We start from the raw sequence: 23,004 nt of genomic DNA, 5'->3' as shown, positions 1-23,004 counted from the left end.
ATTGTTCTGGATAAAAATCCCAATTAAACAAAGTTGATTGGAAGCAAGTGCCCTACGTTCCAATCAACGTTTAAACTGTACAAACCCTAAAAAAACTTTTAATCGAGTTAGTCTACAGTCTGATGGGTTAAATGAATTTCATTCGGCTTTTCTGCTTGATCATTTAGCAGGCCTTCCCTCAAACTTGTAGAGAGACAAGTAAAAAAGACCTCTTCACCATGAAAGGTAAAGAGGTCTCTCGCAATATTTCCCATCATTTTTCTAATGTACCTATGGGTTTTTCCAATACTTTTAATTTTATATCTATCCTCATGAGCCATATTGTAAGCAGCATCCCGATCAGCGTGAGTAAACCATAAAATAAATAGACAGCATATATTCCTGATTTCTCCAAGATTATCCCGCCGCTGAAGGTACTGAACCAGTTACCCAATCCATTGCCAATGGCGGAATAAAGCGTTATTGCTGTTACTGTTATTCGGGCAGGGACAACTTCCCTGATATATTGTAAAGCTGCAGGAATGAATAAGCCAAGTGAAAATCCTTGAATGATCGAAGTCACATATACAGTAGCCAAACTTGGTTCGGTGAAGTACAAAACCCAGCGGACCAATGAGGCCGTTCCAGCCAATAAAGTTATTGGCAGCAGGCCTATTTTATGAATCCAGGTACCTGCGATTCTCATAAAGGGGATTTCCGATAAAACAGCCAAAAGGAACGCAATGCCAATTCCTGTATATGTCCCTCCCCTTGCCTCTACAAACAAACCATAGTATACATTATTTGCAAGATTAGGACCAAATAGCAGGAACGTTATGGCAAGAAAGATAAGAAATCGTTTCATGGTGATCAATTCTTTCATGCCACCGAAAAGCTTCACCTTTCCCCCAGGTGGCTCTTCAGGTAAACGAAGAGCAAGACTTGCCGCAATCAAAAGCCCGAAGAAAAAGGCATAAAATATCACTGAAGGACCCATGACGGATTCAGATAACCTTCCCATTACAAAAACGGCGACACCGTAACCAAGTGATCCGAATAAACGGATTTTCCCATAATTCGATTTGATTTTTGTTGTATATTGGAGGGTGATGCTATCTGAAACCGGTATTATCGCACTTTGAAAGATAGCCAAAGCGATTGCGACGGATACTATAAGTAAATAGTGCTCGAACAGTAAGTAGCCTAAACCGAATACACCAGCAAGCAACGATGTCATTGCCAGTATTTTTGCCGGTCTGCCGATCCAATCACAGACAATTCCCCAAAAAGGTTGAAAAACGATCATCACTATCGGTCCAACAGACATGATCGTACCTATTTCAATACCGGACAAACCAGCCTCATTGGCCAAATAAACGCTTAATAGCGGTGTTAGACTTCCTACTGCAAAAAAAGAAAATAGGTAAAATACCTTCAAGCTAATAATATTGACGTGCTTTTGTTTATCCAAATCCAGTTCCCCCACGCAGACAGCTTCTAAAAAGTTGTTATTTTAACTCATTGCTTCCTATTATGGAAATTGAATAGGGAGCACGATATTAAAGACTGTACCTTTATTGACCTCGCTCTCGACAAAGACATTTCCCAAATGGCTTTCTATGATTTTAAAGCTGATCATGAGACCCAACCCATTACCAGTTTTTTTCGTTGTAAAAAATGGTTCTCCAAGTCTCTTAAGCTGCTCTGGCGGCATCCCAATTCCTGTGTCGGTAATTGATATATGCACTTTATCCTCTTTAAGTTCAGTCATGACTTTTATGAACCCACCGTCAGGCATAGCTTCCATACCATTTTTAATGAAGTTCAATATGACTTGTTTTAATCGATTCTCATCACAACGAACGAGGATTTCTTCTACATTTAAATCCGAAATCAGCGTGATGTTCCTCTTCCTGGCTTCAAAATCCGTCAAAGATACGACATTTTGAATGATCGGCACAAGATTCTTCGATTCCAATATCAAGGCCTGTGGTTTGGCCAATTGCAAGAACTCTTCAACTATCTCATTCACACGATTGATTTCGTCCATGATTATTTCCAGATATTCTTGTTTATTTTCGTCCGTTTCATCTAATTGCAAAAATTCCGTATACCCTTTCATGGAGGTCAGCGGATTCCGTATTTCATGTGCCACTCCAGCAGCAAGCTGACCGACAGCGGCTAATTTATCCTGCCGATGGAGCATCTCTTCCGATTGTTTACGCTCAGTTATATCATATCTAAGTGCCAGAAACTGAAATGGCTTTCCTTCTTCGCTGAAAAATGGAACAATAGTTGTATCGACCCAATATAAACTGCCGTCTTTCGCCTTGTTTCTAATTTCACCCTTCCAAACTTTCCGTTCATGGACAGTCTTCCACATATGTTCAAAGAATTCCTTTGAGTGGTATCCAGAATTAACTATCTTATGTGTATGGCCTAGCAATTCACTTCTCCCATAACCGGAAATCTCGGAGAACTTTTCATTCACTTCGATAATGACGCCTTTATCATCGGTAATCGCCACTATCAAGGATTGGTTGATTGCATATTGCATATCCTCCAGTTCCTTGATTGACGCCTTTAGTGCATTTTCTGCCTTTTTACGACTGGAAATATCTGAACGGATGGAAATATATTGATATGGTTTACCTTTTTTCATAAAAGGTACAATAGTTGTATCCACCCAATATACAGTACCATCTTTAGCCCGGTTGCATATTTCACCATGCCATGTTTTCCCTTGGCTGATCGTAAGCCATAGGTCAGCGAAAAATTCTTTTGTATGATAACCAGAATTGATGATGGAATGATTTTTCCCTATTAGTTCATATTTTTCATATTGTGATATTTCCAGGAATTTTTCGTTAACATATGTAATGATTCCTTTTGCATCCGTGATGGCGACGATAGCCGATTGATCTAAAGCATAACGGATATCGCTCACAGTATTGTCGCTTTTTGCCAACCGCCTGCCTACGATCGTACTTGAAGCGATCAAACTGGCAAGGATGAATAATGATACGAAGCATGTAAGATAAAGCATAAATGGAGTGAGTGGAACAAATACACCCGTTTCATTTTTCGCGTTCATCGGTAACACTCTTAAAAAAAGATAATAGCCTTCAATGATTGCCCCGCTCATCAAGAGAGTACTGATTGGCTTTAGTGAGGATTGACTTAATTTATTAAAATAAAATAGTATTGCAAGTGCTGCTACAAATAAGCTAAAGATACTGAAAAGCGTAATGAAGACCGACAATGGGCTAAAGTGCAAAGAGTGATTTAAAGAAGATGTACCCATTATATAATTGGATAAAATGGCCAACGTAAACATGAAGCCGCAAAAAACGATTTGCAACACTTGTGTTTTATACGATATGGCCAATAACCCAACTCCTGCGAGAGCTATCGCCAATGCTAACGAAAAAATTATTGTAGCAATGTTGTATGCTGCCATTCCTGAATTATCAAGGGTGAATATGACCACAAAATTAAGCGTCCAAATAGCCACTCCCATAGAGCAGCTGCTCCCAATATACACCAGGCGTTTATATTTCTCTATCGTCAGTAATGTTGTCAGTAAATCCAACGCCGTATAACACGCCATTATTATCAAAAGTACTGCAATCATAAAGAGGACAGGATTTGATGCCACAATTGATTGTTCCATTTTTTTACTTGACCACCTCAAACGTTCTATTCTCCTATATTGTAATGGAAATCCATAGTAGCTCAAAGGTTTTTTATTTCCTTACTCCTATATATTTACACACTGATTATTTCTGTGCACCTTATATCTCAAGAAAATGCTGGATTCCATCATAAAATCATAAAAATTAGAAATACTATTGTTTTGTATGGAGTAGAATAGGAATACATGGTATTGACAAGCATTTTCAACCCTGATTCAGCATTGCAGGACTTTATCAATAACAAAATTAATTATTCGGAAATATATTAATCAAGAATGTTAATTTCTTTATTTAATTATACCTATAGGTTTATAATTAAATAGAACCTATATAGAGAGAAGGAGTGGGGGGCATGATTATGTCAGACCTGGCAGGTGCAAGTACAACAGAAATTATGCAAAAGAAGACCCAGCATAAAAAATTAACACTCAGACAAATTTTACAGAGAGGTCTACTAATTACAATCGGTGCGGTTATGATGGCTGTCGGCCTCGAGATTTTTTTAGTGCCGAATAACGTAATCGACGGCGGCATAACGGGTATATCGATTATGTTATCTTATATTACTGGATGGAAGCTCGGAATCTTTCTATTCATTTTGAATCTTCCTTTCTTTTTTATCGGTTATAAACAAATCGGTAAAACCTTCGCATTATCTACCCTTTATGGAATTTTAGTCCTTTCCATTACCACTACATTGCTTCATCATGTACCAGCTTTCACTCAAGATATCCTCCTAGCGTCCGCTTTCGGCGGAATGATTCTTGGCATTGGTGTTGGAATGGTCATTCGATATGGCGGCTCATTGGATGGTACAGAAATACTTGCCATACTCGCTAGCAAGAAGCTCCCTTTTTCCGTTGGGGAGATCGTCATGTTTTTTAATTTATTCATCCTTGGCAGTGCGGGCTTCGTATTCTCGTGGGATCGTGCCATGTATTCGATCATAGCTTACTTCGTGGCATACAAAACGATGGATATCGTCATCGCAGGTTTGGACGAATCCAAATTTGTTTGGATTATCAGTGATGAATTTAATGATATCGGTGATGCCATAATGAATCGTCTTGGACGGGGCGTAACCTTTTTAGCTGGTGAAGGTGCTTATTCTGGTGATGATAAAAAAGTCATCTTTTGTGTAATAAACAGGCTTGAGGAAGCTAAACTTAAAGAGATAGTCAAAAGTTTCGATCCATCTGCATTTCTTGCCGTAGGGGATATCGCGGAAGTTCGAGGCGGTCGATTCAAGAAAAAAGATATCCACTAATCATCCCTGCTTTTTGCTTGATGCAATTGGCAAAAAGATAAAAAAAGCTGAAGGGAGAATCCCCTTCAGCTTTTTTTATGACCTTAATAGTTTCTTGGATTGTTGATTGCTTGAAGCATTCTGGTGCCGGGTTTCATCTCGCTGCTACATAACGGACAAACGTGTTCATCATTACTTGTAAAGTTATCACGGATCCAACCTTTGCAATCTTCTGATGTACATTCCCACACCTTTGTTTCTTCAGGAATGATTTCTTCCGTATTATTTCTTCTATACATATATCTCACTCCTTAGAATTGAATTGACTCCGTCCTGCATAACAGATCACAAGCCATAAAGATAAAAGAAGAATAGATGGCGTTTAATCTAAATTGTGAGTAAATACCCATTCGCAAATCTAAGTATGATCATTGTTCTTTCAACCAAACTTTTTGAATGGTAAGAACTTGAGATTACGACATGAATTTTTCATATCTTAGTAACCATTATATCATATATATGCTTTATATATTTGAGGAAAGATTCTAAAAAAGAAAGTAGTCCTCAAAATGAAACACAGTCCCTGACTTACCCTTCAAGATAATCGAGACTGCGCTGTTTAAGAATCCATTCCATATGGTTCTTCCTGCTCGTTCGATGGAACATCGAGCCTGAGAGTAATTTTTAATGCCAAAACCTAAAACAATGAAAGCCCTGCCTCTCTCCCATCCATACGGTTCCTAGACCGTGCCTGCGAGAATCAGATAAAAGCTTGTAAGTACATGTTTATTAATTAAAACCGTCCGTAATTCCAATTGGGTAGATTAAATTCCAAAAGACAAATGGTACATAGAAGTAAGTTAATGAAGAACAGAAATGGATCGAGGAAAATACTTGGTGATTACATGTATTTCTTTTTTCTAGATATGTTTAACTTGATTCTACTTCATCATGAAAATGATGAAAAATTATTTTATTAATAAAAATGTTACTTTAAATTACCCTCCAGTGCTTTCTTTTCATAACACTGAAATTTAATGATACCACACATATTTTTATATGTAAAGCATTAACCCAGAATAAAACCACTCCTCTCTACGTCATTTTAAAATAAGGCTGTTTTCGCATACTTTGTTGCTATTTACCAAGTAGTGCGGTGTGGTTGATTTCCCCTCCAGATGCTCGCTTTCCGCGGGGCGGGCGGTGAGCCTCCTCGGCGTAAACGCCTTTGGGGTCTCACCTGTCCCGCTGCTCCCGCAGGAGTCTCGCACTTCCGCTCCAATCAACCTTATATAGTTTCGTTTTAAAAACAACAATCTTTACGAAAAGAGCTCAAAATAAAAAAATAAAGAGGCTAAGATTCACCTCTTTTATTTAAACGCATTATACTCATTTTCAATTTTAGGTAGTTCCCTGACTTCTTCAACTAATTGACTTCCACACATTGGGCAATCATAGTTTTCCGAAGCAAAATCTTTTCTCATCCAACCATTACAATCTGCTGATCCGCACGCATATACTATCGTATCTTCCATAACGATTTCTGGTTCCTCTGAATTCTTTTTACCAAAATACATGAGCAACCTCCTCTTTTTTATATAAAGACTCTGATTAAAGGCGCGAAATTTCACCTTTTTATCATTCCTAGTATACGCATTAAACCATATTCTTATTTATTCAATGAAGAAATTATCCAAAAAACCTTATCACCTTTCATTTTCCAGTCCTGCTTTAACCAAGATCGCTTTAATCATAAAGTAGGAAATATGCTCAGGAAGGGCTTCTTTTAGTGGTTTCAATTTTTCCGAATCCAATTGTTTTGCAGTTTCCAAAACAAGATCAAATTCTTTCTCTAAAAAAATCTCATCCCATTTGATATCCAAGTGTTCTTCTGCACACTTTAATAAATGATTTTCAATTGAAATGGAAGACAGTCCTCTCAATGTCCCTATTTCCTTGATTGATTTGCCTTCCTGATATAAGCGATAGCTTTCTAAGTGAGATGGTTTAGCAGCTCGCTTTACCGTTTCCTTTGTAACCATAGTATTCGTTTCTAATTCAGGATGTGCCTGTACATACTGGGAAATCCCTTGTAAAAACAATGCTCCGAAGCGTTCGAATTTCTGCATCCCAACCCCCTTGACTTCCAGGAATTCTTCTTCCGTTCGCGGCAGTTTGACGGCCATATCTTTCAAGGATGCATCAGAAAAAATGATGAATGGAGGTACATTTTCCTTAACAGCCAATTCTTTTCTTAACTGTCTCAACTCTTCAAACAACCCATGATCCGCACTGATGCTGCTTACTTTTTTTATTTCCTTACGCAGTACTTTTTTCTGTCCCAATAGCACTTCCCTGCCAGCATTGGTAACTTTAAGTACCGGAAACTGGCCGCCCGTCATTTCGATATACTGTTTTGCTGTCAGGAAATCAATGAAATCACCTACATCCTTCGCTGATTGATCATTGATGATTCCATAGGTTGAGAGCTTCTGGAATCCGAACTCTTCAATTTTCTTATTGCGTGATCCCGTAAGCACTTGGGAAATCATCGTTTTACCGAATCGCTCACCCATTCTCAACATGCATGAAAGGACCATCTGAGCCTGTGTAGTTACTTCTACAGAGTCACGTTTATCTGTACAATTTTCGCAATGACCGCAATCCTCGGGGTTTTCTTCTCCAAAGTATTGCAGAATGAAGGCTTGCAAGCACCCTTCGGTAAAACAATAATCCTTCATTCTGTTCAATTTCTTCAATTCCTGGGATTGCCACTCCAGCGAGGGATTTGATTGATCAATCAAGAAACGCTGTATCTGCATATCCTGAGGGGAATATAAAAGGATACATTCACTTTCCAAACCATCCCTTCCTGCACGGCCCGCTTCCTGGTAATAACTCTCCATGTTTTTTGGAGTTTGGTAATGGATGACGTATCTAACATTCGATTTATCGATCCCCATGCCAAAGGCAGATGTCGCAACCATCAAGGGTATGTCATCACGAATGAATTGCTCTTGCTGCTCCGAACGGTCATGTTCATTCATGCCAGCATGGTATCGACCTGTTTTGAATCCCGCTTTAATAAGCTTCGCATACAAGGAATCGACTTCTTTTCTAGTGGCTGCATAGATGATACCCGATTCATTTTTGTTTTTCTCTAAATAGCGCATTAAAAACCGGCCGCGATTTTCTTCTTTCACTACGGAAAAGAACAGGTTGCCTCTGGAAAATCCTGTTGATATTGTATGCCGCTCTGATATTCCGAGCGTCTGACATATATCGTCGGTAACCTGAGGTGTGGCTGTTGCGGTTAATGCCAGTACTGTCGGAGCTGATGGCATGTTTTTCAATAGGGTTTTGATTTTTAAATAGCTTGGTCTGAAGTCATGACCCCATTGTGAAATACAGTGTGCCTCATCGATGGCTACCAAAGAAATATCCACATTAAATAGATCCTGTTGAAACGCAGGATTTTCCAATCGTTCCGGCGCCAAATATACCAACTTATATCTTCCGTGTTTAATATCGTTCATTCTATTGGATGATTCCAACCCAGAAATGGAGCTATTAAGAAACGTGGCATCAATCCCAGTTTGTTCGAGGGCATCTACTTGGTCCTTCATCAAGGAAATTAGTGGGGATATAACGAGTGTTACACCTGGTAACAGAAGGGCTGGAATTTGGTAACATATTGATTTACCTCCGCCGGTAGGCATGATTCCCGCCGTGTTTATTCCTCCCAATACCTGTTCGATAATCTGTTCCTGACCTGTTCGGAATGACTCATAACCAAAGTATTCTTGTAAATATTCACGCGCTTTTTCAATCAATTCACTATTCCTCCTATTTACCTTCTAAGGATTTATAAGGATCTATTTCTTCCATTGTACCTGCTTTTCCCGACAACCTAAAGGACAAAAAAAGCAGACACACTATGTCTGTGTCTGCTTTTTCAATATATAAACATGATTTGCATGGTTAAATTAATTCAGGATTTGCACTTTAACGTTTTTAACGCCCCAATTCACGGCATCCTGTTCGTTTGGAACAAAAATGTCCACTCTATTCCCTTTGATGGCACTGCCTGTATCGGCTGCGGTTGCATAGCCATAACCTTCAACATAAACCTTTGATCCTAGCGGAATGACTGAAGGGTCCACAGCAATCACCTTTGCATCTGGATTAGCTTTCAAGTCCACTCCTGTGGCTGTTGTTCCGCTGCAGCCTTGACAATCAGCCGTATAGGCGGTTGCACTAACAGTAATCTCTCTTCCAGATTCTGCTTGATCTTGGGATTCATTGTTTGTGTCTGCTGGCTCCGATTGTTCAACTGGTTCCGATTGTTCAACCGGCTTTGTTTGTTCTGCTGGCTTAGATTGCTCTGCTGGTTTGGATTGCTCTGCTGGTGCAGCTTGCTCTGATTTCTGTGCAGGCCCTACACTAGCGGCTTCGACTTTGTTAGCTGCGGGTTTGATGACCAGTTCTTGACCAGGATGGATCGTATCTGAATTTAAACCGTTCCAAGATTTAATATCATTTACCGCTACATCATATTTGTGTGCAATTCCCGATAATGTGTCCCCTGACTTTACTTTATAATGCTCTTCTTGAGAAATATGTATGGTTTCTCCGGCATAAATCGCGTCTGAAGACAAATCGTTCCAAGACTTAATATCTTCTACTGATACTTTATATGTTTGAGATATCCCCCATAATGTGTCTCCATCTTTCACTTTGACATCTTCTGCTTGTACCGGAATTGTGAATGCACCGGATATAGCAGCCGCTGCCGCTAACGATAAGATTGATTTTTTCATATGTTGTTACCTCCTTGTGAGCTGCTTTATAAGCTACGAGTTAAATCTTAACATAGTTTTTTTCTATACAAAGAACAAACAGATAAAGAATAGATGACAAACATCACAGTAAGATAACGGGACTATAACAAGATTTTATAATATTCTGAAAAAACATCTTTTTCCAGATAATTACCTTTCCAGACCAGGGGAGTCATATTATTCATTACTTGGGCATAAGAATTAAAGGCTATATTTTTACAAAGGAGGTATTTTTTTGACTCGTGAAAAGACTTTCACTTTAGTTAAGTCATATAAACCTTTCCATAGTAAATTCGATCCGTGCCCGCCTATTGGGAGAAAGTACTACAGGACACCTCCTAATTTGTATATTAATTTTCAACCGCCGAATTTGGAGCAGTTCACACCAGAGGAAGCCTTGAAATACGGTACACTTTGGAAATTCTTTTATGATTTTTATGATAATCCATACCGGGAAAGGGAGACATAAATGAATAAGAAACTGGATGATGAATATTATCAGTTACTTGAACAAATACAGGCTGCGGACTTCGTACTTGTCGAGTTGACTCTTTATTTGGATACACATCCTAACGATCAGCAAGCATTACAGCAATTCAATCAATTTCATGAATACTCCAAACAATTGAAATCGGTTTTTGAGCCTAAATATGGTCCATTATTGGGTTTTGGAAACAGTCCAGGCGGTGAAAATAAATGGGAATGGGGCCAAGGCCCTTGGCCATGGCAGGTATAAGGAGAGATATCTATGTGGGTTTATGAAAAGAAGCTGCAATATCCTGTTAAAGTAAGAGACTGTAATCCTCGATTGGCAAAGTACTTAATAGAACAGTACGGTGGTGCTGATGGTGAGTTGGCTGCAGCACTCCGTTACTTAAATCAACGATATACAATTCCTGATAAAGTGATTGGCTTGCTTACGGATATCGGAACGGAAGAATTTGCCCATCTGGAAATGATCGCTACGATGATTTATAAGCTTACAAAAGATGCCACACCTCAGCAGATGGCTGCCGCCGGGCTAGGGGATCATTATGTTAATCATGATAGTGCCCTTTATTATCATGATGCTGCGGGGAATCCATGGACCGCCACTTATATCCAAGCCAAAGGAGATCCCATTGCTGATTTATATGAAGATATCGCCGCCGAGGAGAAGGCCAGAGCAACCTACCAATGGTTGATTGACATCTCGGATGATCCTGATATCAATGATTCCCTCAGATTTTTGCGTGAGAGGGAAATTGTCCATTCGATGAGGTTCAGGGAAGCTGTGGAGATTTTAAAAGAAGAAAAAGGTAAAAAGAAGTTCTTTTAATGAAATTCACAAAAAAAAGGCAGCGGAGATAATCCGCTGCCTTTTTTCATTTACGGTCTGACGAATATGTCCAACCATCTTCCTGATAAATCTTTTCTTCTTTCATTAGTTTGCCGAGCGCACGCTTGAACGCTCCCTTGCTCAAACCGAAGTGAAACTTGATATCATCAGGTGGCGTTTTGTCACCATAAGGCATTGCCCCGCCGCGATTCATTAAATATTTGAAAATGACATCGGCATCTTCCCCCATTAAATCTTGTTTAAAGGGGATTAAAGAAACGTTAAGCGTTCCATCTTCTTTACTATCAATGACGCGCCCTTCAACTAATTCACCGAGACGGGGCTCTTCATTGCGTTCACTTTCGTGAATGAAACAGCGGTACCCTTCTTGTGAAATAAAGAAAGATCCAACCATAAGCAAACGATAGACATTTCCCTTAATACTGGTGTTACGGACTCCTTTTAAAGGGGCTTTTACTGCAATCTCCTGAATTATATCTTCCGTTGCAAGTTTTCCAAACAGGCGATCATGACGATCTGTCTTCAGGGATACATATAGACGATCACCAACCTCGGGCCATAATCGATCTATATTCGGAAGGTCGTCCAGGGATACAAGAATATCTTTGGAAAGACCGATGTCAACAAAAACACCCAGTTTCCTTTTCACATTGACAACTTCCGCCCAGCCATACTGATCAATCTGGATTTCGGGTATCTTCATTGTCGCTGTTAGCCTTGCTTGTTTGTCATGGTAGATGAACACTGTTACTTCATCGCCAATCTCAAGTTCCGTTTCTTCATTCATTTCATTATGATGAAGTAAGACATCTTCTGAACCATCTGTTAAAAACCATCCGAAATCAGCCTTACGTTCCACTTCTAACTCTACAGCCATGCCGGCCTGAATTTTTTGCATGTATAAAAATCCTCCTGTAACTTACCTTTACCTACAATTGTACCCAATTATTTATATTTCCAACATATTTGAATTTATCATTTTTTTGTTGTTCTGTATACCTATTACGGTTTTTTATTTTTTAACCCTTGTTTTCTTCATGGAATGCCTGCGGAGCCAGAATATGCCCTTGTTTACCGTTACTTAATAAAGTATGCATGATCACTTTGGATAATTGGCTCGGTTTATACGGTTTAACTAAATAATCCTTTGCTCCCAAGGAAATTCCCTTCTCCCTTTCGTCAAGTGCGGTCGATACAAAAACGGGAATCTCATTCAAGTCAGCCGAACCTTTTAATTCCCTCAAGATCGTCCAGCCGTCCATCTCTCCCTCTTCAAGAAGGATATCCAGTACAATGGCATCAGGAGGTGAGCTTTTTAGCTTTTGAAATGCCTTTCTACCACTTTTGAAATAGCTGACGTGGAAGCCACTGTCCATCAATTCATATTTTAACAGTTCCGCTAAGTTAATATCATCTTCAATGACCATAATTTCATGGCTCAGTTTTCTTGACAGGCCATCATTGTTCAGTCCAACTTCTTTCAGAGTTACTCTGGGTAAGGATATGGTGAATGTACTTCCTTGTCCATAATCGGAAACCACCGTAACATTTCCGCCGTGTGACTTTATGATTTCATCAACAATGGCTAATCCAAGTCCGGTTCCTCCAATCCTCCTGCGATCTGAATTATCGACCCTATAAAATTTTTGGAATAAATGCGGCAGTGATTCTTTTGGGATGCCTAACCCCTCATCCTGGATATCGATGGAAAGCATATCGTTCCTGCTATATACAAGGACAGAGATCCTTCCCCCATCCGGAGAATATTTGATTGCATTGCTTAGCAGGTTGGAAAAGGCTTGTTCAATTTTCAAGCGATCTCCTAGAATCATTAAATCCTTGGTTTCGATATTGAGCTGAATATCATGCTGTGCTGTATTAATTTCTAGATGTTCAATCACCTTTTGAATTAATGGAATGATTTCCACATATTTTTTTTCATATATCTGTTTACCGGACTCCATTTTTTGAACATCCAAGAAATCATTGATAAGTGCGGTTAGCCTTTTTGCTTCATTATAGATTGTCTGTAAATATTTTGTCTGCCTTTCAGGTTTCAATGTTTTGTTCAGCATCAATTCGGTAAAACCAAGGACGCTTGCAAGCGGTGTCCTTAATTCATGACTAACTGTACTGACAAATTCGGACTTCATTTGATCCACTTCATATTCTTTTGTAATATCACGATAAACCAAAATTGTACCATGACCTTCTTCGCGATAATGTAGTGTCTCAAGATATACTTTTATTACCTGATTACTCTCTTCCTTTTTGAATGTAAAACTTCGTTCTTCATAATTTACTCCCTCCAGATTATCAATCGCTTCATCCATTGCATGTAAAAACCTCTCCCCCACCATTTGACCAGCCATTTCAGCACTCCATGTTTCCCATGGCAAGTCTATTATTTGCTCAGGAAAAGAACCTGTTTTAAAAATATCGCAAAATGGCTGATTGACCTGAATGACCTTTCTATCCTGATCAATCAACTGGATGCCTTCCTGAATCGTGTTCAGGATGTCCTGATTCAGCCTCCTATTCTCTTCCGTCTGTTCGTAAAGCTTGATCTTGTCAAGCGACGTTGAAATTTGCTTAGCCAACGTTTCGCATTCTTCCACTTCCTGATCGGTAAACGGGGTCCCATACCTGCTGAAAACCATGATGGCATCCACTTCTTTAAACGTGGATAAAACGGGAAGATATAAATCATAACTGTAATTCTTATTTTCATGAAACCCTTTCTCAGCCACATCTTGTTCTCTCTTTATTGTGAAGGGTTTCTTCTCTTCAAGAAGACGATGATTCAATCCGCTGTGGATATTATTCCGGAATTGCCGTACGCCATTTTCAGAAATTCCAAATGACGAGAAAGCATCTTCATGAACTAAAGCAATCATTCCCCGATCGGCAGAAATCAATCTGCTCATATTAAGGACAATGCTTTTTAACACTTCCTTTTTATCTAATGTCGATGATATACCATTGATCAGTTCATTTCTCCTCGTGAGCTTCTGCTCATTTTCAGTTATGATTCCAAGTGTTGCTTGAAGTTCATTTTGCTGGGCTTGAAGTTCATCCTGCTGTGCAAGGAGTTCTTCATTATGCGCCATCAGTTCCTGCTCTTTTTCCTGAACGCTAGTAAACATTTTTTTGAATGCAATGGACAAAACCCCAAGCTCATCTTTACGGTTTTCCTTGACGGAAATGACAGCCTCCCGTCCGGCTGCAATTTCATTCGCCGCTATTGAAAAATCCGAAAGAGGTCTTCCTATGTTCCTGATGATCGATCTGACGATGAATAAGAAGATGAATAAAAAAATAAGAACGAATCCGACAAAGGCTCCTTGAATAATGGACTGCTCTTTCGTGAGATCACTCACATTTTTATCGAGCCTTTCCGTTAAAGTACCAGAGTAAGATTTTATAGTACTGCGAAGTTTCGTAATTTGTGCCGTAATTTCAGTACTATCCATTTTTTCAACCTCAAACTCCCCCCCTGTTTCGGAATCAAAGAAGGATGGTAGGACTCCACTAAAATAATATTCAGTAAATGTCTCAAGCTGTTTGGATATATTCTTATCATCCTTTGTATTTGCAATCTCCTTAAACGCTTCAATATTTTCGGAAATTGAGGTTTCCTCATTTAATGCCTTATCCTTCAATGCATCATTATCGAATGCTATATATCCCTTAATATCTAAAAAGACCGTATTATATTGATCGAATATTTCATCCATCAACAATTGTTTATCCACAATGATTTGCCTCTGTTGGATATATTGAGCATTCAAAGACTGCAAAAAATAAAATAAAATCCCTGTTACGACAATAAATAAAATGATGCAACCCGTCATTAAAGAGACTACCTGCCTAGATAGGCTTTTAGTAAAGTAAGGATTCAGTTTCATGCAAAATGACCTCTATTTTTTCTATTAATTTTAACGGACTAAATGGTTTGGCCATGAAATAATCCGCACCAGCTTCCAATATCCTTTCTTGTTCAAATTGTTGGCTTTTTGCAGATAACATCAAGATTTTCCCTTGGTTTTTAATTTCAGAAGACTGGATTTTTTCAATGATTTCCAATCCCGTATATCCAGGCATCATATAATCAAGAATTATAAGATCATACGTATTGCTTTCGAGAAGCTGTACGGCCTCCATTCCATCCGCTGCTTCGTCAACCTTATAATCTTCATCCTCTAAAGTGTCAACCACGAGCATTCGTAACACTTCCTCATCCTCCGCTAATAAAATACGCTTCATCATTCATCCTCCTAATTAACCTTCAATCGAATGGCACCTTAACTCCTGAAGTTTAGACGCCCATTTTACAAATAGAATTCCATCCATGCATAACTAAAATCCGTTTGCCCTTTAAATTAACTTCGTCAATAGACGCTCTATTCTAGCCTCGAGTTCCCTAATGCTAAATGGTTTCGTTACATAATCATCCGCACCAAGTTTCAATGCATTTGCAATATCATCCGTACTTTTTCTTCCAGTTAGCATTAAAACGGTGAAAAACTCCGCATTACTGCTTTGTTTCACTTTCTGAAGCACTTCAATTCCATCCATGATAGGCATCACTCCATCCAGGATCAAAAAATGCCCTACATCTTCTTTGGCTCGATTGGATTTCAAAAAAGATGGACCATCTTCATACACAGCGATATTCAAATCAAAATGAGGAATTTGAAGCGAATGCAAGGCTTTAGTTAAGATGGTGCGGATAATGATATCATCATCGATAACGGACACATTGAGCGATTTCTTATTATTTCCAACTTTTTGCATGCTTTCAACTCTTCCACGGCCTGAGCGTTTCGCTTCATATAAAGAAGTGTCAGCTTCCTCCAAAGCCTCCTTGGGCGTAACATTTTCATGTTCAACCGTAAAAACCCCTGCAGAAAATGTAACCGAAAATGTGTAACCATTCTGGATGAATTTCTTTGCAGAAAAGTCCTTGATTAATTCCGTTAACTTTTGTTTAGCTTCATCATTCGAAGTATCAGGGAAAATAATGACGAATTCTTCCCCTCCATACCGGCAGATTAAGTCTGAACTCCTGATATTGCTTTTGATGAATTGTGCAAATTCAACGAGTACAAGGTCGCCCACCGAGTGTCCGTATTGATCATTCACCCTTTTAAAGTGATCTAGATCAATGATGCTTATCGTAAAATGACGCCCTGACCGCTTATAATCATTAAAATATCTTGGCAGTGTATCTTCAAGGAATCTTCTATTATATACCTGTGTCAACTCATCGATTAGGACCGATTGATCAAAGATTTTCTTCCGCTGTATATGCCTTTCCATCTTTACAATAAACTCATCGATATCAATCGGCTTACCAATAAAATCATCCGCACCCATCTTGAAAGCTTTTATCCGGGTATGTTTTTCGTTCTGAATGCTGATCATGATCTTCGGTATGAAATATTTTTCGTTATGCAGATGAATCTCTTGAAGGATTTGAAAACCATCCTTTGCAGGTAACTGAATATCAAGAATCAGACAATCCGGCTGCATTTCAAAATATTGATTTGTCGCTTTGACGGGGTCGGCATTCGTTATGACCATCCACCCCTTATCCTCCAATAGATCTTTCAATAAAATCAACATGGAGATATCATCATCAATGATCTGTATGAGCGGGGCTTGTGAATCGCGGACAGGCTTAGCTTTTATTTCAACTTCATCGAAATGCTCATATTCATATGTATGTTCAATGAGCTCAAAAAGGAAATTCCTCAGTTCCGTCCGATTCCAGACCCGCTCACTGTCTTCATCAATTCCATCCAATAACTGTTCGGTGATGGCCATAAGTCCACATAATTGCAGCGTTCCAGCCGTCCCTTTGACTGAATGCAGAAAACGGAATATCTCCTTAGCCGGAATGGTTTGCCCTACATCCAGCTCCAGCCAATCAGAAAGTTTGTTTTTTATATTCCCAAATAAGCTATTTTTGTATTTTTCCATATTTACCAGATTCACTTCATATCACTTAACCCTTCCCACTCAAATGATCCCATGGTCATCCTATTCCTAACAACCTTAACAGTGACCTTTTAACTATGTAATTCTGTTTAATTAGTTATTATTAGGTCTAAAGTATATACTTTCAGGAATATTTTACATCATAAGAGGTAGTCTATAAATAGATTATTGCCATCTTGCACAATTTATTTAGGATTTGTCATAAACTTTACTTATTTACCTGACTAATCTTCTAAACCCGCGATTTCAAACTCTGGTATGTCGGTGATATAATTTAATGATCAACTGAAAGGAAAAAGTAATCATTCATGACAAAAAAATTGTATTACACATCCTCCAAGACTTCCCAATGGGATACTAAAATTCGGGAGACCATTGAAGAAAACGGCTTTTGCTATATTACACTTGAAGAAACCGCTTTTTATCCCGAAGGGGGCGGTCAGCCTGCAGATACTGGTAAAATAGAAGGAATCACCGTTCTTGACGTTATAAAAGACAACGATGGAAATATTCTCCATAAAATGGAGAGAAGGCCAGATGTAGAGATCGTTCACTGTGAACTTGATTGGTCCCACCGCTTCGATCATATGCAACAGCATAGCGGCCAGCATTTACTCTCTGCTGTCTGCAAGGAATTGTTCGACGCTAATACGGTCAGCTTTCACCTTGGGAAGGAATATTTAACGATCGATATCATGACAGGATTTCAATGGACTGAAGTACATACAGCTGATGCTGAAAAGCTAGTTAATCAATATATTATCGAGAATCGCGAAATACTTATCTATTACGTGACGAACGAGCAATTACAGACGCTTCCTGTCGTCAAAATGCCTAAAGTTTCAGAGGATATCCGTATTGTTGAAATAGAAGGGATTGAATATAACCCTTGCGGTGGAACCCATGTAGGGCGTACCGGTGAGATTGGCTTAATAAAAATTTTCAAAACGGAGAAGCAGAAAGAACATACCCGTCTATACTTTAAGTGCGGTTTCAGGGCATTGAACGATTATTCCGAAAGTCTGGGAATTCTTTTGGCATTATCGAATAAATTCAATACCGGTCGTACTGAGATTCTGAATAGGGTGGAGAAACTGGAAAATGACTATAAGCAGCTGCTATCGGCTAACGAAAACTTAAAACTTGAAAATGCAAATTTCCTTGCCGACTCCCTGCTTGCAGTAAATGGAGGGGGATTCATCTCTCGTATTTTCGAAGATAGCTCAATGAAAGAACTGCTTTACCTTGCAGGTACGATTGTAAAAAAGGAAAAGGTTACCGTATTATTAGCATCACGTAAGGAGCAAAAGGTCATCCTTTCACACAGTGGGGATACACCCTTTCATTGCGGACAATATTTTAAAGCGGAACTGGGCTCGTATAACGGAAAAGGCGGAGGGAACGAACAGACTGCACAAGCAGGTTTTGCGTCACAAAATGACTTAATCGCCTTCTACCAATACACAGTTGAAAAATTAGGCCATATTCCTGGTGAATAAAACCGATCCGTAATGATGGCATACGTGATGAACATGGAAATCATGCCTTCTCGGAATGAGAAAAGAGAGGACAAATTTTTGTCCTCCCTCTTTTTATTCTTCTATTTTCAATTTCCCTAACCCTTGTTCTTCAATATGTAGATGATATTTTTCCTCGAGTTCCATGATACGGATAAACGCTTCCTCTTGATTATATTCATGGTTTTCCGACTCCTCGGCGAACTCTTTTCTAGCCAAATGATAGGCAAGCTTATCCCTGAACACTCCTTCTTCATATACATTTATGACTGTTTGAAGTTGATCCTCCAATTCCCGACTCAAATCATAAATTTCATATTCCTTCACAAACTGTACTCCTTCCATGCCGAAATCTTTGGCAAAGGAATTAATATACTGTTCCATCTCACTAAATTCTTCTTTATTATTTTCATTATCGGAAGCAACCCAATATCCGTACTGAACCATTTTGAATAATGTTTCATACTGTTTCCTGGTAAAATTGATTTTCATTGTCGATACTCCTTTTTCGGTTTCCTTACAACCAAAAGAATAAACCGCAATGGAACAAAAGTCCAATGCGGTTTATCTCAATCCAATATTTCCGTTACAGAAAAATAAGCTGCTTTTTCCGTATCTACTACATAATGGCAATCGCCTTTAACTAAATTATAATAACGATGCTTTTGAATGTTTGAAATCATTTGAGTTGAATCATCGCCTTCTACCTCATGCTCTAGTTCTTTGCCGCCTGGAAAATAAAAACCAACTTTCAATTTCATCTTTCTCATCCTTCCCTTCGTCTGGTTGAATCACTCTTTTATTTCATATCCTTTCTCATGCAGTTATAAACATAAATAAAATGCTTATTGGCTTTTTCCATGATATTCTAGGGGGGAATACGAAAATCAGAAGGTGTTTTTATGAAGATAAGGAAAGCCATGGAACAAGATGTAAGTGGAATAGCAAATGTACATATAAACAGCTGGAAAACGACTTACAAAGGAATACTCCCGGATCAATATTTGTCTTCCATGAATCTAGAAGCCAAAAAGAAAAACTGGCTAAGAAATTTAAAGATGCTGCATAATGCCACCTTTGTAGCGGAAAACGCCAGTGGGGAAATCATCGGTTTCGCTGCCGGTGGACCTGAACAAACGAATGATCCGCATATTCAAGGTGAAGTATATGCCATTTATTTTTTACAAGAATATCAACGACAGGGACTCGGCCGAAAAATGATAAAAGCGGTCATACATGAGCTTATGAAAATGGAACATCAGAACTTAATAATTTGGGCATTAAAGGATAATCCTTCATGCGGTTTTTACAGAGCAATTGGCGGTCAAGTGATAGCTGAAAAAACCGTTAAAATGGCAGGCATTGAGCTTATCGAAGTCGGTTTCGGGTGGGAAGACATCCAGGATATCCTTTTGCATGTGTAAGCATTCTCGGGGAGGGTGTTACTCTCCACCCTCCCCTCTCATGTCTCGATAAGGAAGGCCTTTTTATCATTTCCAAGAAAGTAAAGCCGGTGCAATGGCCTTGTCATTGTTACGTACAGCAATTTGATATCAAGTTCATTTCCATGACAATATATTTCTTCAAGGGATATTGCAAATACGACATCGAATTCGAGACCTTTGGCTTGATAGGATGGAACAATCAACGTTTTATCTTTTGGGATGTTTCCCTCTTCATCTATTAAATGAAAGCCTTGATGGAATCCACTTAGTTTCTCGTTTGCCAGTTTGCAATCTTTCATCGTTTTAGCAATAACGGCAAACGTTTTAAAACCTTCTCCTTTAAGGCTTTCGATAAGATCGACCAGCTCTTCTTCCCAATCTTCCTTTTCAATGGAAATGAATTCTGGATCCTTGCCATGACGAACTACAGGTTCAACTTCCGGGAAATCGTATGTTAACAACTGAAGTATTTCATTAGCTCTTTTCATTATTTCAACAGTTGTTCTGTAGCTTTTTTGTAATTCAGTATAAGTCGCCCGAGGGAAAATACGACTGTGAACCTCTTCCCACGTTTGAAGTCCGCGATAAGAATGGATGCCTTGTGCAAGATCGCCTACAAGTGTGAACATATCGGTATCCACTGCCGTCTTTAGTGCCTGTAACTGCATGAAGCTATAATCCTGTGCCTCATCAATGACGACATTTTTTGCTTTGTTTTCTTTATCGACACCAAAAAGCCGCTCATGAAGATATAATAATGCTCCCAAGTCCTCCATCTCATACCTTTTAGCAGAGAATAATTTATGATTATACTCACATAAAACACTGGCATCTTCAATAGTAAGTTTACCGTTGCTGTACGAGGCGAGACGCCCCGGATCTTGGAATAATTCCTGATAGTAATCCAGGAGATCTTTACTTTTGAATTGCTTAAAATACCCTTTTACCGAAGTACGGATCGCCTTTTGGACCTGCACTATCCTTTCCTCTTTCTTATCGAGGCATTTTGTAACAAAATCCTTGCGAATGACTGGATCGATATTCTTATAAAGAGCTTTCTCAATTTTGGCATCATAAAAATCAACAACACGTTCAAGCATTGTTTTCTTTTTCAGTTTCACTTCATTTTGTAGTATAGCCTTCAGTTTGTCCAGCCTGCTGTATAACGGTAAATACCAATAATCCTCTTCCAATAATCTAATGAACTTTTTAGCGGAATAGAGGCGATATTTATCACAATAAAAATCAGCATCTGGATGAAAACCCTTGAAAATATCCTTTACATATTCGTCCAATATATATTTAAAGGCAGGGGAACCCTTCAGACCTGATATCCAGACGGCTGAATTAATGTCTTCATCATCCTTTTCCAGCAATCGAGTTAATTTATCATCCGCGATAAGCTTCACTTGCTTTCCTATCGCTGCCTGAACATATTCCGAAAATGTGAATTGCTTTACCTTTTCGACACCCAATTCAGGTAAAGCTTCAGATATGTAATCAATGAAAACACGGCTCGGAGCAAGAATCATTAATTGACGCGGATCGAACAAGTCTTTATAGTGATAAATGAAATAAGAGATCCTATGTAAAGCAATTGTCGTCTTACCACTGCCCGCTGCGCCCTGGACAATGATAGGTTTATTCAAATCTGCCCGAATGATTTTATTTTGTTCTTCCTGAATCGTGGTAATGATATCCGTCAATCGATTGCTGGAACTTTTGGAAAGGGATTCCTGCAACAATTCATCTGTAGTTGTCAAATCAATGTCCCTTATCTCCTCCAAAACACCTTCTTCTATCATTAGCTGTCTTTTTAAAGTGATGTTCCCGCTGAATGTCTCCCCTTCCGCTTCATATTCTATTTCACCAATCCGTCCCTCATAATACAGGTTTGCAATAGGTGAACGCCAATCGACGATAATCTGTTCCTGGCTTTCCCTCTGATAAAGCGATGTTTTTCCGAAATAAAGGACTTCGCCACTATCACCGTCATTCCTTTCAAAATCCACTCTTGCAAAGTAGGGTTTTTTACTTGCCTTGCGTAAACTTTCAAGTTCGGTTTTGGACATCTCAAAAAAGTTGGCCGTCGTCAGCAGCTGTGAATATAAGGCTGATTCAGACCAATCGGCATCGCCAAAAGCTTCCTGCATATTCCTTTGAAATTGATCTTTGCTTGTTTCTGATGTTTTGATGACTACATCGATATAACGCTTCGTAAAATCCAGCCGCTGTCGTTCCTGTTCAAAATCAGGGTGATTACCCAATAAAATCACTTCCCCTTCCTTGTGTATTTATCAAACTTATTAATATGCCGATGCTAATACGAAATGGACATTTATACTATCAGAAAAGCCAATGGTTGACAAATCTGGAGACATAGAATTATATAGTTGAAATTTACCTTCCCTTATATTTCATATAATTCGAAGAATACACGATATATTCCGGATTGAATTTAGATATAATATGTTGACTTACGAACTGCTATTGTCATCAATTCTTAACATAAATAACGCTATTTTAATGTTTTATTGGAATCTCACATTATATACTTAAATTACAATTACATAATTTTTAAGAAAGTGGGTCCTGTCATGGAAATAAATGAAAGACAACCAATGCTATCCCCTAAATTAATCCATGAACTTGAAATTTTATCATCCAAAACAAATATGCCTGTTTCTGAATTATTGGAAATATCTGTAGCATCACTGCTGGAAAAAGTGAATAATACGAAAGAACTCAATTTTGGACTTAATAATAAGGAAATGATCTTAAGAAATAAAATCATCATTAATCAAAATAAAGAGGTTCTCAATAACAAAAGCACTTGACCATAAAGGTTAAGTGCTTTTTGGTTCCTAACTGCCACTGTTTTAATGAAATAGATATTCTAACGTGGTTTCCAATGTAATATTTATACCTTGAATTGTAAT

Annotated in this window: 20 protein-coding genes; 7 read left to right on the top strand and 13 right to left on the bottom strand. The window is 38.7% G+C overall.

What is annotated here, in order from left to right; translation table 11 throughout:
• Positions 1-253: 253 nt before the first annotated feature.
• On the bottom strand, positions 254-1,450 hold the full coding sequence (locus MPH60_RS08505) for an MFS transporter (protein ID WP_241591005.1): 1,197 nt from the start codon (positions 1,448-1,450) through the stop codon (positions 254-256).
• A 60-nt stretch (positions 1,451-1,510) separates the two neighbouring features.
• A complete protein-coding gene (locus MPH60_RS08500; protein ID WP_241591007.1) occupies positions 1,511-3,652 on the bottom strand; it encodes a PAS domain S-box protein in 2,142 nt (713 codons plus the stop codon).
• Positions 3,653-4,026: 374 nt separating this feature from the next.
• Here MPH60_RS08500 and MPH60_RS08495 point away from each other — a divergent pair, with 374 nt between their 5' ends.
• On the top strand, positions 4,027-4,941 hold the full coding sequence (locus MPH60_RS08495) for a YitT family protein (RefSeq protein ID WP_241591009.1): 915 nt from the start codon (positions 4,027-4,029) through the stop codon (positions 4,939-4,941).
• Positions 4,942-5,024: 83 nt separating this feature from the next.
• Here MPH60_RS08495 and MPH60_RS08490 read toward each other — a convergent pair whose 3' ends face one another.
• The 4 genes from MPH60_RS08490 to MPH60_RS08475 form a co-directional block, all read right to left on the bottom strand.
• Positions 5,025-5,219, bottom strand: a complete 195-nt coding sequence (locus MPH60_RS08490; RefSeq protein WP_034307294.1) for a cold-shock protein — start codon at positions 5,217-5,219, stop codon at positions 5,025-5,027.
• A gap of 1,071 nt (positions 5,220-6,290) precedes the next feature.
• Positions 6,291-6,497, bottom strand: coding sequence for a cold-inducible protein YdjO-related protein (locus tag MPH60_RS08485; RefSeq protein ID WP_061463486.1), 207 nt, complete (start codon positions 6,495-6,497; stop codon positions 6,291-6,293).
• Between the two features lie 129 nt (positions 6,498-6,626).
• Positions 6,627-8,753, bottom strand: a complete 2,127-nt coding sequence (gene recQ, locus MPH60_RS08480; protein ID WP_241591011.1) for a DNA helicase RecQ — start codon at positions 8,751-8,753, stop codon at positions 6,627-6,629.
• 153 nt (positions 8,754-8,906) lie between these two features.
• Positions 8,907-9,740, bottom strand: coding sequence for a 3D domain-containing protein (locus MPH60_RS08475; RefSeq protein WP_241591013.1), 834 nt, complete (start codon positions 9,738-9,740; stop codon positions 8,907-8,909).
• A gap of 256 nt (positions 9,741-9,996) precedes the next feature.
• Between MPH60_RS08475 and MPH60_RS08470 the strand changes: the two genes are divergently transcribed.
• From MPH60_RS08470 to cotJC, 3 genes are read left to right on the top strand one after another with little or no spacing between them, the layout of a single operon-like run.
• Positions 9,997-10,230, top strand: coding sequence for a spore coat associated protein CotJA (locus MPH60_RS08470; protein WP_063234475.1), 234 nt, complete (start codon positions 9,997-9,999; stop codon positions 10,228-10,230).
• Positions 10,231-10,497 (top strand): spore coat protein CotJB, encoded by a 267-nt coding sequence (locus MPH60_RS08465; RefSeq protein WP_063234474.1) that lies wholly within the window; start codon positions 10,231-10,233, stop codon positions 10,495-10,497.
• A gap of 12 nt (positions 10,498-10,509) precedes the next feature.
• Positions 10,510-11,079, top strand: coding sequence for a spore coat protein CotJC (cotJC, locus tag MPH60_RS08460; protein ID WP_048679126.1), 570 nt, complete (start codon positions 10,510-10,512; stop codon positions 11,077-11,079).
• Positions 11,080-11,125: 46 nt separating this feature from the next.
• On the opposite strand, the gene MPH60_RS08455 is transcribed toward cotJC, so the two are convergent.
• From MPH60_RS08455 to MPH60_RS08440, 4 genes are all read right to left on the bottom strand, one after another.
• Positions 11,126-11,998 carry a CvfB family protein gene (locus tag MPH60_RS08455; RefSeq protein WP_241591014.1) on the bottom strand — a complete coding sequence of 291 codons (873 nt, stop codon included), beginning with the start codon at positions 11,996-11,998 and terminating at the stop codon, positions 11,126-11,128.
• A gap of 121 nt (positions 11,999-12,119) precedes the next feature.
• On the bottom strand, positions 12,120-15,008 hold the full coding sequence (locus tag MPH60_RS08450) for an ATP-binding protein (protein WP_241591016.1): 2,889 nt from the start codon (positions 15,006-15,008) through the stop codon (positions 12,120-12,122).
• On the bottom strand, positions 14,983-15,366 hold the full coding sequence (locus MPH60_RS08445; protein WP_241591018.1) for a response regulator transcription factor: 384 nt from the start codon (positions 15,364-15,366) through the stop codon (positions 14,983-14,985). Before MPH60_RS08445 ends, MPH60_RS08450 begins: the two co-directional genes overlap by 26 nt.
• A 111-nt stretch (positions 15,367-15,477) precedes the next feature.
• Positions 15,478-17,100 (bottom strand): GGDEF domain-containing response regulator, encoded by a 1,623-nt coding sequence (locus tag MPH60_RS08440; RefSeq protein WP_241591020.1) that lies wholly within the window; start codon positions 17,098-17,100, stop codon positions 15,478-15,480.
• 311 nt (positions 17,101-17,411) lie between these two features.
• On the opposite strand from MPH60_RS08440, the gene MPH60_RS08435 reads away from it, so the two are divergent.
• On the top strand, positions 17,412-18,602 hold the full coding sequence (locus tag MPH60_RS08435; protein WP_241591022.1) for an alanyl-tRNA editing protein: 1,191 nt from the start codon (positions 17,412-17,414) through the stop codon (positions 18,600-18,602).
• A gap of 93 nt (positions 18,603-18,695) precedes the next feature.
• Here MPH60_RS08435 and MPH60_RS08430 read toward each other — a convergent pair whose 3' ends face one another.
• Both MPH60_RS08430 and MPH60_RS08425 read right to left on the bottom strand, forming a co-directional pair.
• Entirely contained in the window at positions 18,696-19,112 is a 417-nt protein-coding gene (locus tag MPH60_RS08430; protein ID WP_241591023.1) for a hypothetical protein, read from the bottom strand.
• Between the two features lie 77 nt (positions 19,113-19,189).
• Positions 19,190-19,381 carry a hypothetical protein gene (locus MPH60_RS08425; protein WP_034307314.1) on the bottom strand — a complete coding sequence of 64 codons (192 nt, stop codon included), beginning with the start codon at positions 19,379-19,381 and terminating at the stop codon, positions 19,190-19,192.
• Positions 19,382-19,522: 141 nt separating this feature from the next.
• Between MPH60_RS08425 and MPH60_RS08420 the strand changes: the two genes are divergently transcribed.
• Positions 19,523-20,044 (top strand): GNAT family N-acetyltransferase, encoded by a 522-nt coding sequence (locus tag MPH60_RS08420; protein ID WP_241591025.1) that lies wholly within the window; start codon positions 19,523-19,525, stop codon positions 20,042-20,044.
• A 38-nt stretch (positions 20,045-20,082) separates the two neighbouring features.
• Here MPH60_RS08420 and MPH60_RS08415 read toward each other — a convergent pair whose 3' ends face one another.
• Entirely contained in the window at positions 20,083-22,341 is a 2,259-nt protein-coding gene (locus MPH60_RS08415) for a HelD family protein (protein WP_241591027.1), read from the bottom strand.
• A 321-nt stretch (positions 22,342-22,662) separates the two neighbouring features.
• Between MPH60_RS08415 and MPH60_RS08410 the strand changes: the two genes are divergently transcribed.
• Positions 22,663-22,902 (top strand): hypothetical protein, encoded by a 240-nt coding sequence (locus MPH60_RS08410; RefSeq protein ID WP_241591029.1) that lies wholly within the window; start codon positions 22,663-22,665, stop codon positions 22,900-22,902.
• The last annotated feature ends 102 nt before the right edge of the window (positions 22,903-23,004 follow it).

The organism is Peribacillus sp. Aquil_B1 (genome assembly GCF_022603275.1).
Classification (GTDB): domain Bacteria; phylum Bacillota; class Bacilli; order Bacillales; family DSM-1321; genus Peribacillus.
The sequence above is the reverse complement of the archived record's forward strand: the minus strand, read 5'-3'. Positions and strand labels throughout refer to the sequence as shown.

Coding starts and splice junctions, on each gene's coding strand:
- MPH60_RS08500 (WP_241591007.1), bottom strand. CDS start 3,652: ATGGAACAATCAATTGTGGCATCAAATCCTGTCCTCTTTATGATTGCA.
- MPH60_RS08495 (WP_241591009.1), top strand. CDS start 4,027: ATGATTATGTCAGACCTGGCAGGTGCAAGTACAACAGAAATTATGCAA.
- MPH60_RS08490 (WP_034307294.1), bottom strand. CDS start 5,219: ATGTATAGAAGAAATAATACGGAAGAAATCATTCCTGAAGAAACAAAG.
- MPH60_RS08485 (WP_061463486.1), bottom strand. CDS start 6,497: ATGTATTTTGGTAAAAAGAATTCAGAGGAACCAGAAATCGTTATGGAA.
- MPH60_RS08475 (WP_241591013.1), bottom strand. CDS start 9,740: ATGAAAAAATCAATCTTATCGTTAGCGGCAGCGGCTGCTATATCCGGT.
- MPH60_RS08465 (WP_063234474.1), top strand. CDS start 10,231: ATGAATAAGAAACTGGATGATGAATATTATCAGTTACTTGAACAAATA.
- cotJC (WP_048679126.1), top strand. CDS start 10,510: ATGTGGGTTTATGAAAAGAAGCTGCAATATCCTGTTAAAGTAAGAGAC.
- MPH60_RS08455 (WP_241591014.1), bottom strand. CDS start 11,998: ATGCAAAAAATTCAGGCCGGCATGGCTGTAGAGTTAGAAGTGGAACGT.
- MPH60_RS08450 (WP_241591016.1), bottom strand. CDS start 15,008: ATGAAACTGAATCCTTACTTTACTAAAAGCCTATCTAGGCAGGTAGTC.
- MPH60_RS08445 (WP_241591018.1), bottom strand. CDS start 15,366: ATGAAGCGTATTTTATTAGCGGAGGATGAGGAAGTGTTACGAATGCTC.
- MPH60_RS08435 (WP_241591022.1), top strand. CDS start 17,412: ATGACAAAAAAATTGTATTACACATCCTCCAAGACTTCCCAATGGGAT.
- MPH60_RS08430 (WP_241591023.1), bottom strand. CDS start 19,112: ATGAAAATCAATTTTACCAGGAAACAGTATGAAACATTATTCAAAATG.
- MPH60_RS08425 (WP_034307314.1), bottom strand. CDS start 19,381: ATGAAATTGAAAGTTGGTTTTTATTTTCCAGGCGGCAAAGAACTAGAG.
- MPH60_RS08420 (WP_241591025.1), top strand. CDS start 19,523: ATGAAGATAAGGAAAGCCATGGAACAAGATGTAAGTGGAATAGCAAAT.
- MPH60_RS08410 (WP_241591029.1), top strand. CDS start 22,663: ATGGAAATAAATGAAAGACAACCAATGCTATCCCCTAAATTAATCCAT.